Origin of the sequence: Streptomyces aquilus (assembly GCF_003955715.1) — a bacterium.
Lineage (GTDB): Bacteria > Actinomycetota > Actinomycetes > Streptomycetales > Streptomycetaceae > Streptomyces > Streptomyces aquilus.
This window is the reverse complement of record NZ_CP034463.1, coordinates 5,996,026-6,010,596: the sequence shown is the minus strand read 5'-3', so window position 1 is coordinate 6,010,596 and position 14,571 is coordinate 5,996,026. Positions and strand designations below refer to the sequence as shown.

The window sequence follows — 14,571 nt, the reverse complement described above, 5'->3', positions numbered from 1 at the left end:
CGGAGTTGGTGAGAAGTGCTCCTTAGAAAGGAGGTGATCCAGCCGCACCTTCCGGTACGGCTACCTTGTTACGACTTCGTCCCAATCGCTGGTCCCACCTTCGACAGCTCCCTCCCACAAGGGGTTGGGCCACCGGCTTCGGGTGTTACCGACTTTCGTGACGTGACGGGCGGTGTGTACAAGGCCCGGGAACGTATTCACCGCAGCAATGCTGATCTGCGATTACTAGCAACTCCGACTTCATGGGGTCGAGTTGCAGACCCCAATCCGAACTGAGACAGGCTTTTTGAGATTCGCTCCACCTCACGGTTTCGCAGCTCATTGTACCTGCCATTGTAGCACGTGTGCAGCCCAAGACATAAGGGGCATGATGACTTGACGTCGTCCCCACCTTCCTCCGAGTTGACCCCGGCGGTCTCCTGTGAGTCCCCATCACCCCGAAGGGCATGCTGGCAACACAGGACAAGGGTTGCGCTCGTTGCGGGACTTAACCCAACATCTCACGACACGAGCTGACGACAGCCATGCACCACCTGTACACCGACCACAAGGGGGCGACCATCTCTGGCCGTTTCCGGTGTATGTCAAGCCTTGGTAAGGTTCTTCGCGTTGCGTCGAATTAAGCCACATGCTCCGCTGCTTGTGCGGGCCCCCGTCAATTCCTTTGAGTTTTAGCCTTGCGGCCGTACTCCCCAGGCGGGGAACTTAATGCGTTAGCTGCGGCACCGACGACGTGGAATGTCGCCAACACCTAGTTCCCACCGTTTACGGCGTGGACTACCAGGGTATCTAATCCTGTTCGCTCCCCACGCTTTCGCTCCTCAGCGTCAGTAATGGCCCAGAGATCCGCCTTCGCCACCGGTGTTCCTCCTGATATCTGCGCATTTCACCGCTACACCAGGAATTCCGATCTCCCCTACCACACTCTAGCTAGCCCGTATCGAATGCAGACCCGGGGTTAAGCCCCGGGCTTTCACACCCGACGTGACAAGCCGCCTACGAGCTCTTTACGCCCAATAATTCCGGACAACGCTTGCGCCCTACGTATTACCGCGGCTGCTGGCACGTAGTTAGCCGGCGCTTCTTCTGCAGGTACCGTCACTTTCGCTTCTTCCCTGCTGAAAGAGGTTTACAACCCGAAGGCCGTCATCCCTCACGCGGCGTCGCTGCATCAGGCTTTCGCCCATTGTGCAATATTCCCCACTGCTGCCTCCCGTAGGAGTCTGGGCCGTGTCTCAGTCCCAGTGTGGCCGGTCGCCCTCTCAGGCCGGCTACCCGTCGTCGCCTTGGTGAGCCGTTACCTCACCAACAAGCTGATAGGCCGCGGGCTCATCCTTCACCGCCGGAGCTTTCAACCCCCACCCATGCGAGTGGAAGTGGTATCCGGTATTAGACCCCGTTTCCAGGGCTTGTCCCAGAGTGAAGGGCAGATTGCCCACGTGTTACTCACCCGTTCGCCACTAATCCCCACCGAAGTGGTTCATCGTTCGACTTGCATGTGTTAAGCACGCCGCCAGCGTTCGTCCTGAGCCAGGATCAAACTCTCCGTGAATGTTTTCCCGTAATCGGGATGAACACCACGAGAGCGGAACCACCGGAGGAATGATCCGATGGTTCACAGCGTCCTCGCTGTGTTGTTTCAAAGGAACCTCGTCCCAACCGGAACCGGTCGGAGACGGGGTATCAACTAATCTGGCGTTGATTTTTGGCACGCTGTTGAGTTCTCAAGGAACGGACGCTTCCTTTGTATTCACCCGAGAGACTCTCTCAGGCTTTCCTCCGGGCTTTTCCCTTCGGTCTTGCGTTTCCGACTCTATCAGATCGTTTCCGGTTCTGATTTCCTCGGTGCTTTCCAGGTTTCCGCTTTCGCGTTTCCCTTTCCGGCGGTTCCGACTCTATCAGATCCTTTCGGGCCTGACTCCCAGTCAGAGGGGCTTGCCTTCCCGGCCGTTGGGCCGTTCCGACGAGTGAGACTTTAGCGGATTCCCGGCCCCCGAGCTAATCGGGGCCCGCGTCCTTTCGAACGTGGATTCCTCATTTCGCAAATACGCATGGCGATACGCACGACGACGGATCATCGATTGTTTGCTGGTACCTGCGGAATGGCTGTCCGGGGACCGACCGGAGTCGACTCTCACGTCGGACAACTCGGAGAACAGTACGGACCAGGTCTGGGTGTGTCAACTCCGCTCCGGAAGGGACCCTCCCGGCGTACTCTGGGACGCATGACGACGCGTACGTACACCCAGCTGTGGTGGGCCGCCTGACGGCGGCCGGACTACGTATGCACTCAACGGCCGCCGCCTCGGCGGCCGTTCTCGTATCTCCCTCCGGAGCTCCAGGGGGACGGCCCGCAGAGGCGGGCGGTCCCGACCAGGAGATGGAGTGGAGTAGAGATGACGCGGGTCTTCAGTGGGGTCAAGCCGACCGGGCATCTGACGCTAGGGAACTACCTGGGAGCCATGCGGCGGTGGGCTGCCGTGGATCAGCACCAGGCCGACGCGCTCTTCTGCGTCGTAGACCTGCACGCGCTGACCGTGGACCACGATCCGGCGCGGGTGCGACGTCTCAGTCGGCAGGCGGCGACGCTGTTGCTTGCGGCGGGGCTGGATCCGGAGCTGTGCACCGTGTTCGTACAGAGTCATGTCGATGAGCACGCGCGGCTGTCGTATCTGCTGGAGTGCGTGGCCACCGACGGCGAGATGCGGCGGATGATCCAGTACAAGGAGAAGGCCGCGCGCGAGCGGGAGCGTGGGGGGAGTGTGCGGCTGTCGCTGCTGACGTATCCCGTATTGATGGCGGCGGACATCCTGGCGTACCGGACGGACGAGGTGCCGGTCGGGGACGACCAGTCGCAGCATGTGGAGCTGGCGCGGGACATCGCGGTGCGGTTCAACCAGCGCTACGGCCATTCCTTCGTGGTGCCTCGGGCCACGCGTCCCGGTGTGGCCGCTCGGGTCATGAATCTTCAGGATCCGGTGTCGAAGATGGGGAAGAGCGACGACGTCGGGCCGGGGATCGTCTATCTGCTGGACGAGCCGGACGTGGTGCGGAAGAAGGTCATGCGGGCGGTGACGGACAGCGGGGCCGAGGTCGTGTACGACCGGGAGGCGCGGCCTGGGGTGGCGAATCTGCTGGAGATTCTGGCTGCCTGCTCGGGCGGGAACCCCGAGGAGCTGGGCGGTGTATATGAGTCGTACGGCGCCTTGAAGAAGGACACCGCAGAGGCCGTGGTGGAGGTTCTCAGGCCCGTGCAGGAGAGGCACAAGGAGTTGTGCGCGGATCCTGGCTATGTGGAGGGGGTGCTGCGGGATGGTGCGGAGAAGGCTCGGGCGATGGCCCGGCCGACCGTGGATGCCGCGTATCGGGCGATCGGGTTGCTGCCGGCGGTCGCTGATATCGGCGTGAGCGTTTAGGGGTGCGCTGGGCCGCCCCTCCCCGAGGTTTCCGGGGGTGGGGCGGCCGGCGGTGTCAGTTGTTGCCGGAGGCCAGTTCGCGGCTGCGGTCGCGGGCGGCTTCGAGGGCGGCGATGAGGGCTGCTCGTACGCCGTGGTTCTCGAGTTCGCGGATGGCGTTGATCGTCGTGCCCGCGGGGGACGTGACGTTCTCGCGGAGCTTGACGGGGTGCTCGCCGCTGTCGCGGAGCATCGTGGCGGCGCCGATCGCGGACTGGACGATGAGGTCGTGGGCCTTGTCGCGGGGCAGGCCGAGCAGGATGCCGGCGTCCGTCATGGCTTCGACCAGGTAGAAGAAGTACGCCGGGCCGGAGCCGGAGAGGGCCGTGCAGGCGTCCTGCTGGGACTCGGGGACGCGGAGCGTCTTGCCGACGGCGCCGAAGATCTCCTCGGCGTGCGCGAGGTGGTCGGCGGTGGCGTGGCTGCCGGCGGAGATGACGGACATGGCCTCGTCGACGAGGGCGGGGGTGTTCGTCATGACGCGGACGACCGGGGTGCCCGCGGCGAGGCGCTCCTCGAAGAAGGAGGTGGGGATGCCTGCCGCGCCGCTGATGATCAGGCGGTCGGCGGGGACGTGGGGGGCGAGCTCGGCGAGGAGGGTGCCCATGTCCTGCGGCTTGACCGTGAGGATCAGGGTGTCGGCGGTCTTGGCGGCCTCGGCGTTGGTGACCGGGGTGACTCCGTAGCGCGCCTGGAGTTCCTCGGCTCGCTCCTGACGGCGGGCGGTGACGAGGAGGTCGGCCGGGGCCCAGCCGCCTCGGATCATTCCGCTGAGCAGGGCTTCGCCGATCTTGCCGGTGCCGAGGACTGCGACTTTCTGGGTCATGGCTGCGGGTGCCCTCCGGGGGTTGCGTCGTCCGGGGTTCATCCTCGCACCGGGGGTCGGGGTGCGGCTCGGTTGTCCGGTGGGCGGGACGTCCGGGCGGACGGCTGGGCGGGGCGTGGGCGCCCGTGCGGCTACTGGGTCCTGCGCCTGAGGGTCGCGGCTCCGAGGGCCAGGACCAGGAGGGCGCAGCCGGCCACGATCAGGATGTCGCGGACGAAGGTGGCGGTCATGTCGGTGTGCTTGAGGACCTCGTTCATGCCGTCGACGGCGTAGGACATGGGGAGGACGTCGGAGATGGCCTCCAGGACGGGGTGCATGTTGTCGCGGGGCGTGAACAGGCCGCAGAGGAGGAGCTGGGGGAAGATCACGGCCGGCATGAACTGGACGGCCTGGAACTCGGAGGAGGCGAAGGCCGAGACGAACAGGCCGAGGGCGGTGCCGAGGAGGGCGTCGAGCAGGGCCACCAGGAGCAGCAGCCAGGGGCTGCCGGTGACGTCGAGGCCGAGGCCCCAGAGGGCGAGGGCGGTGGCGAGGGTGGACTGGATGATCGCGAGGGTGCCGAAGGCGAGGGCGTAGCCGGCGATGAGGTCGCCTTTGCCCAGCGGCATGGCGAGGAGGCGTTCGAGGGTGCCGGAGGTGCGTTCGCGGAGGGTGGCGATGGAGGTGACCAGGAACATCGTGATCAGCGGGAAGATCCCGAGGAGGGAGGCGCCGATGTTGTCGAAGGTCTGCGGGCTGCCGTCGAAGACGTAGCGCAGCAGGAACAGCATCACGCAGGGCACCAGGATCATCAGCGCGATCGAGCGTGGGTCGTGGCGGAGCTGGCGCAGGACGCGGGCGGCGGTGGCGAGGGTGCGGGAGGCGTTGAGGGGGCTGATCGGGGCCGGGGCGATCGGCGGGGTGGTGGTCGTGGTGCTCATCGGGTCGTCTCCTTGTTGCGTCCGGCCGCGACGGCCTCGTCCACGAGGTGCAGGAATGCGTCTTCGACGGTCTCGGAGCCGGTGCGGGTGCGCAGGGCGTCCGGGGTGTCGTCGGCGAGGATCTCGCCCTCGCGCATGAGGAGGAGGCGGTGGCAGCGCTCGGCCTCGTCCATGACGTGGGAGGAGATGAGGAGGGTGGCGCCGCGTTGGGCGGTGATGTCGTGGAAGAGGTTCCACAGGTCGCGGCGCAGGACGGGGTCCAGGCCGACGGTCGGTTCGTCCAGGACGAGGAGTTCGGGTGTGCCGAGGAGGGCCACGGCCAGGGAGACGCGGCTGCGCTGGCCGCCGGAGAGGTTGCCGGCGAGGGAGTCGGCGTGGCTGGTGAGGTCGACGTCCTCGATGACTCGGGTGACGTCGGAGTGGCGGCGTTCGGAGGCGGCGTGGCCGGGGGCGAGGATCGCGGCGAAGTAGTCGAGGTTCTGGCGGACGGTCAGGTCGTCGTAGACGGAGGGGGCTTGGGTGACGTAGCCGATGCGGGTGCGCAGGGTGGGGTGTCCGGCGGGGCGGCCGAGGACGTCGAGGGTGCCGGTGACCTTGGCCTGGGTGCCGACGACGGAGCGCATGAGGGTGGATTTGCCGCAGCCGGAGGGGCCGAGCAGTCCGGTGATCTGGCCGCGGGGGACGGTGAAGTCGAGGCCGCGCAGGACGGTGCGGGGGCCGCGGATGACGGTGAGGCCTGCGGCGTGGACGGCGGGGGTGTCGGCTGAGCCGGGCTCGTTGGGTGGGCCGGGTTCGGTGGGTGAGCCGGACAGATAATTCATCATGCGATGAATAATGCTCTCGCGCCCAGCACCCGTCAAGCGGCGCGCCTGCGGGATGACCGGTGGCGCGGGCGCGTGACGGCAGGTTCGGTGGCGCAGGCGCGTGGTGGAGTGATCGGAGGCGGGTCGTCCGGTTCCTGCGCCTCCGGAGCCCCCGGTGGCTCAGCGGAACGGGCTGCGCGATCAACTCCCGCTCCCGACAATGGGTTTCAGTGCCGCGTACTCCCCCGACGCGGCACGCCCACGCATCTCCCGTGGCTCCCATGGCTTCGTAACCGGAGGTGCTCCTGTCATGCGTGTACTGCGCGCTCGCGTACGCAAGGCCGATCTGTTCGCTTCCCTCGTCGTGTTTCTCGTGGCGCTGCCGCTGTGTGTGGGAGTCGCCATCGCCTCCGGTGTGCCTGCCGAGTTGGGGCTGGTGACCGGGATCGTCGGCGGGCTGGTCGCCGGGGCGCTGCCGGGCAGCAGCCTCCAGGTGAGCGGGCCGGCGGCGGGGCTCACGGTGCTGGTCTACGAGGCCGTGCACCGGTACGGGGTCGGGGCGCTCGGGGTGCTGGTGTTCGGGGCCGGGCTGGTGCAGCTCGGGCTCGGGGTGCTGCGGCTCGGGCGGTGGTTCAGGGCCGTGTCCGTGGCGGTCGTGCAGGGGATGCTCGCCGGGATCGGGCTCGTCCTGGTCGCCGGTCAGGTGTACGCGCTGGGCGATGTGACCGCGCCGGGCGGCGGGTTGGGGAAGCTCACCGGGCTGGTGTCGTTGCCGTCGTTGCTGGACCCGGTGGCGTTGTCAGTGGGGGGTGCCACCATTGCCGTACTGCTGCTGTGGCCGCGATGGAAGCGCGGGGCTCGCCTGGTGCCCGCGCCGCTGGTCGCGGTCGGCCTCGCGGCGGCGGTGACCGGGGTGTTCGGCCTGGAGGTGCGGCGGGTCGAAGTGCGCGGGCTGCTGGATGCCGTACGGCTGCCGGAGGCCGCGGATGTCGGGCGGCTGACGGAAGTGGGCGTGCTGGGGACGGTCGTGGCGTTCGCGTTGATCGCGTCGGCGGAGTCCCTGTTCAGCGCGGCGGCGGTGGACCGGCTGCATGACGGGCGGCGTACGGACTACGACCGTGAGCTGATCGCGCAGGGCGCGGGCAACACGGTGTGCGGGGTGCTCGGGGCGTTGCCGATGACCGCGGTGATCGTGCGGAGCGCGGCGAATGTTCAGGCGGGTGCCGAGACCAAGGCCTCCCGGGTGCTGCACGGGGTGTGGCTGCTGCTGTTCACGGTCGTCGTGCCCGGGGTGCTCGGGGTGATTCCGGTGGCGGCGCTGGCCGCGCTGCTGGTGCACGCCGGGTGCAAGCTCGTGCCGGTGCGGGGGGTGCGGGTGTTGTGGCGCGGGCATCGCGGGGAGGTGGTCGTGCTGGTGGTGACGGCGACGGCGATCGTCGTGGGGAACTTGTTCGAGGGGGTGTTGGTGGGGTTGGCGCTGGCGGTGGCGAAGACCGCGTGGGATGCCAGCCATGTGCATGTGGAGACCGAGGACCGCGGTGAGGCGGGGCTCGTCGTCCGGGTGCTGGGGCATGCGACGTTCCTGCGGCTGCCCAAGCTGCTGGACGCGTTGGAGGCGTTGCCGCGCGACCGGGAGGTGCGGCTGGAGTTGGGCGGGCTGCGGCATCTGGACCATGCGTGCGCGGCGGCCCTGGAGGGGTGGGCCGCCGGGCGGGGTCAGGCGTTGCGGGCGACCAGCAGCTTCACGTCATAGGTGACCTCGGCGATTCCGTCCGGGAAGACCTGAAGCAGATGCCGGCGCTCCTCGGCGAGGAAGGCCGCGGTGTGTTCCTCCTCGGCGACCAGGAAGATCGAGTGGCTGCCAAGGTTGGCGAGGTGGGTGTCGACGGGGACGCGGCGGCTCCAGCGGACCACGCGCTCACTGAAGTCGAGGCGGCCGGAGGGGTCGATGAGCCGGGGGTTGACGTTCCGCTGCTCGGCGGGGACGTCCACGGCGAAGTGGCGCCCCATCCGTCGCGCGGCGTCGGCGAGCCATGGCACATCGAGGGCGTCGGTGTTCCACCACAGCGCGAGCGCGCCGCCCGGCCGCAGCACCCGGAGGGCCTCCGGGACGGCCAGGGCGGGGTCGGTCCAGTGCCAGGCCTGGGCGTAGGTGAGGAGGTCGACGGAGGCGTCCGCCAGGGGAAGGGTGTTGCCGTCGCCCCGCACGATCGGGATGCCGGGGTTGCTGCGACGGAACTGGGCGGCCATACCCTCGCCGGGTTCGACCGCGAGCACGTCCGCGCCGCGGGCGTGCAGCAGGGCGGTGGCGATCCCGGTGCCGGCGCCGACGTCCGCGACGCGGGCGCCGGTGAGGGGCCGGCCCGCGAGGTCCTCGACGGCGTCGAAGAGGGCGGGCGGGTAGGACGGGCGGTTCGCCGCGTACTGGGCAGCGGCAGCGTTGAAGGACTGGGCACGGGCGCTGTGCGAGGAGGCCGTCGTCATACCGCCATGGTGGCGGAGGTGGATGCAGGGTGCAGTGAGTTTTCGGTGAGAGGGAGTGCGGTGGCCGCGGGTGCTCAGGAGCGGCGGCGCTTCTTCGGGTTGCCGGAGCGGCGGGTGGTGCGCTTCTCGTACTGCTTGAGGGCGGCCTCGTACTCCTCGCGGTGGAGCTTCTCGCCGGGGGCCTCGGTGAGGGAGCGGAAGAAGTAGGCGAGGAGCGAGCCGACGAAGCCGATGGCGAGCAGGCCGCGCAGGGAGGCCTGGCGGTCGGGGTCAGGGCGCTTGGTGAAGCCGTCCCAGGTGTGCCGGAAGGCGAGGGCGCTGCAGATCGCGAACATCACGACCATGAGGAGGGTGACGAAGCTGCCGATGTCCGCGATCGCGAGGCCCTCGTATGCGAAGCGCAGGACCAGGCAGGAGGCGACGGCGGCGGCGAGGGAGCCGACGGCCGCGCCGACACGGCGGACCGTGTAGCCGTTGGCGTGGTCGACCCAGGTCGTGCCGAAGAACCGGATGGGTTCCGGCCGGGGGCCGGGCGCGGAGCCCGCGGGGGTTTCCTGGGTGCCGTTGTCGTCGCTCACGCGTCGATTATGGCTCCGGGGCGGGCGCGGGCTCCGCGGGGGCTCAGCAGCGCCGGGTCACATAGCCGTCGCTGCCCGTCTTCACATAGGTGTCCGAGACATAGACGCCGTCGGCGGTCTTGTCCCAGATGTTCGAGGTGCCGAGCGGGCCGGTGATGGTCTCGCCCGGCGTCTGGCAGACGAGCGTGAGGTTCTGGCCCGGCTTGTAGGTCTTGATGATCTGGTAGCTGGTTCCCGGGCCGCTCCGGGCGTTCACGTCCGAGGTGCCGACCACCGGGTAGCCCGCGGCGGAGGCCTGGGAGGCGGCGCCGAGCACGGTGAGGAACGCGGCGGCGGTGCTTGCCAGCAGGAGGGAGCTGCGCTTCAGCAATGTCATGAGGGTTTCTTTGGACCTTCCTGGTGATCAGAGTGCGCAGCGGGGGCGGATGTACCCGTCGCTGCCCGTCTGCACGTAGGTGTCCGACACGTACTCACCGCTGTAGATGCAGTCCCAGATGTTCGACGTGCCGTACGGACCCGTCACCGTCGTCCCCGGCGTCTGGCAGAGGATCGCGACCTGGGCGCCTTCGGCGAGGACTCTGACGATGGGATAGCTGGTGCCGGGGCCACTGCGGACGTTCAGCCGGTACCCCGGGGCGACCGGGTAGTAGCGCACGGCCGCGTCGGCGGTGGCGGCGGCGCTCACCGTGATGAAGGCGCCGGTGGCGCCGGCGAGCAGGACGGATCTGCGGTTCCAGGTCTTCATCGGAGTCCCTTGGACGAGAGCCGGGTTCGGAATGTGCAGCGGAGGCGGACCGGGCCGCCTCCGCGATGTTCACGTACGCGTTCGGGACCAACTCGTCGTCGTGGACGTGGTTCCAGGTGGCGGATGTGCCGTGAGGCTCGGGCGTCGCGGGTCAGCCGCAGCGGTCCGCGACATAGCCGTCGCTGCCGGTCTGGACGTAGGCGTCCGAGACGTACTGGCCGTAGCTGATGTTGTCCCAGATGTTCGACGTGCCGTACGGACCCGTCACCGTCGTCCCCGGCGCCTGGCAGTAGATCGGCACCTTGGAGCCCTCGGTCAGGACCCGCACGATGCTGAATTGGGTGCCGGGGCCGCTGCGGACGTTGAGACGGACACCCGGCGCGATGGAGTAGTAGCGGACCGACGCCGACAGGGTCTCGATCTCCTGGACGCCCTCAGCCTCTTCCACACGGTCGACAGACATGAAAAACCTCCCCCGTTGAACCCCATGACTGCCATGGGGCCCCGTTGATTCCCCCGAATCACGCCATCAAACAGATGTGCGCAACTCGCGCAGGGAGACTAGCAAGCCGCCTCTGTCTCGTACGAGTCATCGACTAGGCTCCGTGCGTCGCGCGCGCGGACGAACAGCACGGGGGTGGTCCCATGGCGCCACAGCGCAATACCGGAGCGGGCGCGGAAGCGGAACTTCCGGAGTACGCCGGTCACTACCGTCTGGAGTCCTGCCTCGGGTCCGGCGGGATGGGTGTCGTGCATCTCGCGCGGAGCACCTCGGGGATGAAGCTCGCGGTGAAGATCGTGCACGCCGAGTTCGCGAAGGACCCCGAGTTCAGGGGACGGTTCCGGCAGGAGGTGGCCGCCGCCCGGAGGGTGAGCGGGGCGTTCACCGCGTCCGTCGTGGATGCCGATCCGGAGGCCGAACGGCCTTGGATGGCCACCCTGTTCATCCCTGGCCCGACGCTGTCCGACCATGTGAAGCGGAACGGTCCCATGGACCCGGCCCAGTTGCGCCGCCTGATGGCCGGGCTGGCGGAGGCGCTGCGGGACATCCACCGTGTCGGCGTGGTGCACCGTGACCTCAAACCGAGCAACGTGCTGCTCGCCGACGACGGTCCGAAGGTCATCGACTTCGGCATTTCCCGGCCAAAGGACAGCGAACTGCGCACCGAGACCGGGAAACTGATCGGCACTCCGCCCTTCATGGCGCCCGAGCAGTTCCGGCGACCCCGAGAGGTGGGGCCCGCAGCCGACGTCTTCGCGCTCGGGTCCGTGATGGTGCACGCGGCGACCGGACGCGGGCCGTTCGACTCCGACAGTCCGTATGTCGTCGCCTACCAGGTCGTACACGACGAGCCGGACCTGACCGGAGTACCGGAGAACCTCGCGCCGCTGGTACTGCGCTGCCTGGCCAAGGAGCCCGAGGACCGGCCCACTCCCGACGAGTTGATGCGTGCGCTGCGGTCGGTCGCGGCCTCGTACGACACGCAGGCCTTCATACCGGCCCAACGGTCCGGGGACGCGCCGAGATCCGAGTCCGCACCGCCGCGGTCCCGGCCTCGGAGACGCCCTGGCCGGAAGACGGCCATCGCCGCCGCAGCATGCGTACTCGTCGTGGCCGGAGTCCTTACCTCGGTCCGGCTGCTCGGCGGCAGCGGCACAACACCGGAGGGTGGCGACACACCCTCGGTCTCCGCCTCCCGGTTCACCGGCTGGGAAGCGAATCCGGTGCCCGACGGAGCGGGCGCCGCTCAATGCTCGTACGGAAGACAGCAGTTGTTCTGCGCTCGCCCTGGCGCGGTCTTCGGCCTCGACCCGTCCGACGGCAGCGTGCTCTGGCGGCACCCGATGGACACGCCGAGCGTGACCAGGCCGCCGGTCCTGGCAGCCGGGCTCGTGCAGCCGATGACGGACGAGGGCCGGCGTCTGGAAGCGCTGGACCCCACCTCGGGCAAGGCCCGATGGCAGCGAAAGATGCCCGCGCACAACGCGATGCAGGCCGCCGGGGGCACGATCCTCCTCACCGGCCTCGACGGGACCGTCAGCGCGGTGGACGCGTCGACGGGCGACCCGAGGTGGAGCCGACGGATTCCGGGGCACCCTCTGCCGTCCTTCGCCTCCTTCGCCGGAGATCCACTGGCGTACGCGACGAACCCCTCGGTCGACGCGTCGAAGACCCGGGTCACGGCCGTGGACCCGGCCACCGGATCAGTGCGCTGGGACGCACGGCTGGACGGGAAACTGACGCTGATCGGTGTGCAGGGCGGATCCCTTTTCTTCCTCGCCACCGACAAGGTCTACGACGACACGGACGCCGTCGTCCGCTACACGCCGTCCACCAAGTCGACGCGCCGGACGGCGCTCCCGGTGCCGCGCGCCGACGCCCTGGCGGCCGTCCACGGAAACGTCGTCTACCTCCTCGGCTCGGGCGGCTCGCTCGATGCCGTGGACATGGCGGCGCGCAAGCGGCTGTGGCACCTCGAGACGGCCGTGAGCAGAGGCTCTGTTCCCGTCTCCGACGGCACCCATGTGTTCTTCGTCGCCGCCGACGGCCGGCTGCTGGCCGTGGACGCTCACAACGGCCGCCTCGTCGGGCAGACCCCGGTACGCCTGGACGCTGCCTCGGGCCGGGTCGCCGGCGCTCTGCCCGGCCCCTTGCTCGCCCACGGCCACCTCTACGCCACCGCCCCCGACGGCACCGTCTTCGCCGTCGACGCGCGTGACCCCGCCGCCTGGTAGCTCGCGTGACCCCGCCGCCTGGTAGCAGCGGAAAGGGCCGCCCCCGAGCAGGAGGCGGCCCCGTGGGTCAGTAGGTTCAGCCCAGCTTCGACACGTCCCGCACCGCGCCCTTGTCCGCGCTCGTCGCCATCGCGGCGTACGCCTTCAGCGCGGCGGAGACCTTGCGCTCGCGGTTCTTGGGGACGTACGCCCCGCCCAGCGCCTGCTCGCGGCGGGCCAGTTCCGCGTCGTCGACCAGGAGGTCGATCGTGCGGCCCGGGATGTCGATGCGGATGCGGTCGCCGTCCTCGACGAGGGCGATCGTGCCGCCCGCGGCGGCCTCCGGGGAGGCGTGGCCGATCGACAGACCCGAGGTGCCGCCGGAGAAGCGGCCGTCGGTGACGAGCGCGCAGGCCTTGCCGAGGCCGCGGCCCTTCAGGTACGAGGTCGGGTAGAGCATCTCCTGCATGCCCGGGCCGCCCTTGGGGCCCTCGTAGCGGATGACCACCACGTCGCCCTCCTTGATCTCCTTCAGGAGGATCTTCTGGACGGCCTCTTCCTGGGACTCGCAGACGACCGCGGGGCCCTCGAACGTCCAGATGGACTCGTCGACGCCGGCCGTCTTCACGACGCAGCCGTCGACCGCCAGGTTGCCCTTGAGGACCGCCAGGCCACCGTCCTTGGAGTACGCGTGCTCGGCGGACCGGATGCAGCCGCCCTCCGCGTCCTCGTCCAGGGCCTCCCAGCGCTCCGACTGGGAGAAGGCCTCGGCGGAGCGGACGCAGCCGGGGGCCGCGTGCCACAGTTCCACCGCGTCCGCCGACGGGGAGCCGCCGCGGACGTCCCACGTCTTCAGCCAGTCCGCGAGCGACGGGCTGTGGACCGAGTGGACGTCCTCGTTGAGCAGACCCGCGCGGTGCAGTTCGCCGAGGAGGGCCGGGATGCCGCCCGCGCGGTGCACGTCCTCCATGTAGTACGTGCGGTTCTTCGCGACGTTCGGCGCGACCTTCGCCAGGCAGGGCACCCGGCGCGAGACCGCGTCGATCTCGGCGAGGCCGAAGGGGACCTCCGCCTCCTGGGCGGCGGCCAGCAGGTGCAGGATCGTGTTGGTCGAGCCGCCCATCGCGATGTCGAGCGCCATCGCGTTCTCGAAGGCCGCGAAGGAGGCGATCGAGCGCGGCAGGACCGTCTCGTCGTCCTGCTCGTAGTAGCGCCGGGTGATGTCCATGACCGTGCGGGCCGCGTCCTCGTACAGGCGGCGGCGGGCCGTGTGCGTGGCCAGGACCGAGCCGTTGCCGGGGAGCGAGAGGCCGATGGCCTCCGTCAGGCAGTTCATCGAGTTGGCGGTGAACATGCCGGAACAGGAGCCGCAGGTCGGGCAGGCGTTCTCCTCGATACGGAGGATGTCCTCGTCCGAGATCTTGTCGTTCACGGCGTCGGAGATCGCGTCGACCAGGTCGAGCGTGCGGACCGTGCCGTCCACGAGGGTGGCGCGGCCGGACTCCATCGGGCCGCCGGAGACGAAGACCGTCGGGATGTTCAGCCGCAGGGCCGCGTTGAGCATGCCCGGCGTGATCTTGTCGCAGTTGGAGATGCAGATCAGCGCGTCGGCGCAGTGGGCCTCGACCATGTACTCGACCGAGTCCGCGATCAGGTCGCGGGACGGGAGGGAGTACAGCATGCCGCCGTGGCCCATCGCGATGCCGTCGTCGACGGCGATCGTGTTGAACTCGCGCGGGATGCCGCCGGCCTCGCGGATCGCCTCGGAGACGATCCGGCCGACCGGCTGGAGGTGGGTGTGGCCCGGCACGAACTCGGTGAAGGAGTTCGCGACGGCGATGATCGGCTTGCGGCCGATGTCCGCGCCGGGTACACCGGAGGCGCGCATAAGGGCGCGGGCGCCCGCCATGTTGCGGCCGTGGGTGACTGTGCGGGACCTCAGCTCGGGCATCGTCGCTCGCTCCTTCTGACAGTTGTGGCTGTTATCGAGCGTACGCCGGTCATCCAGGGGGCGGACACGATGTCCGGAATGCGGGACGACCGTC

Annotated in this window: 12 protein-coding genes and 1 rRNA gene; 3 read left to right on the top strand and 10 right to left on the bottom strand. The window is 68.9% G+C overall.

The annotated features are described in order from the left end of the window. Positions 1-26 precede the first annotated feature (26 nt). Positions 27-1,552: ribosomal RNA gene (locus EJC51_RS27660) — 16S ribosomal RNA — on the bottom strand. 844 nt (positions 1,553-2,396) lie between these two features. Here EJC51_RS27660 and trpS point away from each other — a divergent pair. Then, the gene (gene trpS, locus EJC51_RS27650) at positions 2,397-3,416 is read left to right on the top strand and encodes a tryptophan--tRNA ligase (RefSeq protein ID WP_126273560.1); all 1,020 of its coding nucleotides are present in this window, start codon (positions 2,397-2,399) and stop codon (positions 3,414-3,416) included. Positions 3,417-3,471: 55 nt separating this feature from the next. Here trpS and proC read toward each other — a convergent pair whose 3' ends face one another. The 3 genes from proC to EJC51_RS27635 form a co-directional block, all read right to left on the bottom strand. Continuing rightward, the gene (gene proC, locus EJC51_RS27645) at positions 3,472-4,281 is read right to left on the bottom strand and encodes a pyrroline-5-carboxylate reductase (RefSeq protein ID WP_126273559.1); all 810 of its coding nucleotides are present in this window, start codon (positions 4,279-4,281) and stop codon (positions 3,472-3,474) included. Between the two features lie 131 nt (positions 4,282-4,412). Next, complete coding sequence (locus EJC51_RS27640) at positions 4,413-5,201, bottom strand: ABC transporter permease (RefSeq protein WP_126273558.1); 789 nt, start codon at positions 5,199-5,201, stop codon at positions 4,413-4,415. Further along, on the bottom strand, positions 5,198-6,022 hold the full coding sequence (locus EJC51_RS27635) for an ABC transporter ATP-binding protein (protein WP_425276847.1): 825 nt from the start codon (positions 6,020-6,022) through the stop codon (positions 5,198-5,200). The genes EJC51_RS27640 and EJC51_RS27635 overlap by 4 nt, the downstream gene beginning before the upstream one ends. 292 nt (positions 6,023-6,314) lie before the next feature. On the opposite strand from EJC51_RS27635, the gene EJC51_RS27630 reads away from it, so the two are divergent. Continuing rightward, the gene (locus EJC51_RS27630; protein WP_126273556.1) at positions 6,315-7,757 is read left to right on the top strand and encodes a SulP family inorganic anion transporter; all 1,443 of its coding nucleotides are present in this window, start codon (positions 6,315-6,317) and stop codon (positions 7,755-7,757) included. Here EJC51_RS27630 and EJC51_RS27625 read toward each other — a convergent pair. The 5 genes from EJC51_RS27625 to EJC51_RS27605 form a co-directional block, all read right to left on the bottom strand. Next, a complete protein-coding gene (locus EJC51_RS27625; protein ID WP_126273555.1) occupies positions 7,721-8,488 on the bottom strand; it encodes a class I SAM-dependent methyltransferase in 768 nt (255 codons plus the stop codon). The two genes, EJC51_RS27630 and EJC51_RS27625, sit on opposite strands and share 37 nt — an antisense overlap. 74 nt (positions 8,489-8,562) lie before the next feature. Then, positions 8,563-9,066 (bottom strand): EamA/RhaT family transporter, encoded by a 504-nt coding sequence (locus tag EJC51_RS27620; RefSeq protein ID WP_126273554.1) that lies wholly within the window; start codon positions 9,064-9,066, stop codon positions 8,563-8,565. A 43-nt stretch (positions 9,067-9,109) separates the two neighbouring features. Continuing rightward, positions 9,110-9,442, bottom strand: a complete 333-nt coding sequence (locus tag EJC51_RS27615; protein ID WP_166682909.1) for a hypothetical protein — start codon at positions 9,440-9,442, stop codon at positions 9,110-9,112. A gap of 27 nt (positions 9,443-9,469) precedes the next feature. Beyond that, entirely contained in the window at positions 9,470-9,811 is a 342-nt protein-coding gene (locus EJC51_RS27610; protein ID WP_126273553.1) for an SH3 domain-containing protein, read from the bottom strand. Between the two features lie 151 nt (positions 9,812-9,962). Then, positions 9,963-10,274 carry an SH3 domain-containing protein gene (locus EJC51_RS27605; RefSeq protein WP_126273552.1) on the bottom strand — a complete coding sequence of 104 codons (312 nt, stop codon included), beginning with the start codon at positions 10,272-10,274 and terminating at the stop codon, positions 9,963-9,965. Positions 10,275-10,456: 182 nt separating this feature from the next. Between EJC51_RS27605 and EJC51_RS27600 the strand changes: the two genes are divergently transcribed. Next, complete coding sequence (locus tag EJC51_RS27600) at positions 10,457-12,547, top strand: serine/threonine-protein kinase (protein WP_126273551.1); 2,091 nt, start codon at positions 10,457-10,459, stop codon at positions 12,545-12,547. Between the two features lie 76 nt (positions 12,548-12,623). On the opposite strand, the gene ilvD is transcribed toward EJC51_RS27600, so the two are convergent. Further along, positions 12,624-14,477: a dihydroxy-acid dehydratase gene (gene ilvD, locus EJC51_RS27595; protein ID WP_126273550.1), complete on the bottom strand. Its 1,854-nt coding sequence runs from the start codon at positions 14,475-14,477 to the stop codon at positions 12,624-12,626. Positions 14,478-14,571 lie beyond the last annotated feature (94 nt).

Excerpts from the sequence above, each read along its gene's own strand:
- EJC51_RS27635 (WP_425276847.1), bottom strand. The coding sequence starts at position 6,022 with ATGAATTATCTGTCCGGCTCACCCACCGAACCCGGCCCACCCAACGAG.
- EJC51_RS27640 (WP_126273558.1), bottom strand. The coding sequence starts at position 5,201 with ATGAGCACCACGACCACCACCCCGCCGATCGCCCCGGCCCCGATCAGC.
- EJC51_RS27600 (WP_126273551.1), top strand. The coding sequence starts at position 10,457 with ATGGCGCCACAGCGCAATACCGGAGCGGGCGCGGAAGCGGAACTTCCG.
- EJC51_RS27610 (WP_126273553.1), bottom strand. The coding sequence starts at position 9,811 with ATGAAGACCTGGAACCGCAGATCCGTCCTGCTCGCCGGCGCCACCGGC.
- EJC51_RS27605 (WP_126273552.1), bottom strand. The coding sequence starts at position 10,274 with ATGTCTGTCGACCGTGTGGAAGAGGCTGAGGGCGTCCAGGAGATCGAG.
- ilvD (WP_126273550.1), bottom strand. The coding sequence starts at position 14,477 with ATGCCCGAGCTGAGGTCCCGCACAGTCACCCACGGCCGCAACATGGCG.
- EJC51_RS27625 (WP_126273555.1), bottom strand. The coding sequence starts at position 8,488 with ATGACGACGGCCTCCTCGCACAGCGCCCGTGCCCAGTCCTTCAACGCT.
- EJC51_RS27615 (WP_166682909.1), bottom strand. The coding sequence starts at position 9,442 with ATGACATTGCTGAAGCGCAGCTCCCTCCTGCTGGCAAGCACCGCCGCC.
- proC (WP_126273559.1), bottom strand. The coding sequence starts at position 4,281 with ATGACCCAGAAAGTCGCAGTCCTCGGCACCGGCAAGATCGGCGAAGCC.
- trpS (WP_126273560.1), top strand. The coding sequence starts at position 2,397 with ATGACGCGGGTCTTCAGTGGGGTCAAGCCGACCGGGCATCTGACGCTA.
- EJC51_RS27630 (WP_126273556.1), top strand. The coding sequence starts at position 6,315 with ATGCGTGTACTGCGCGCTCGCGTACGCAAGGCCGATCTGTTCGCTTCC.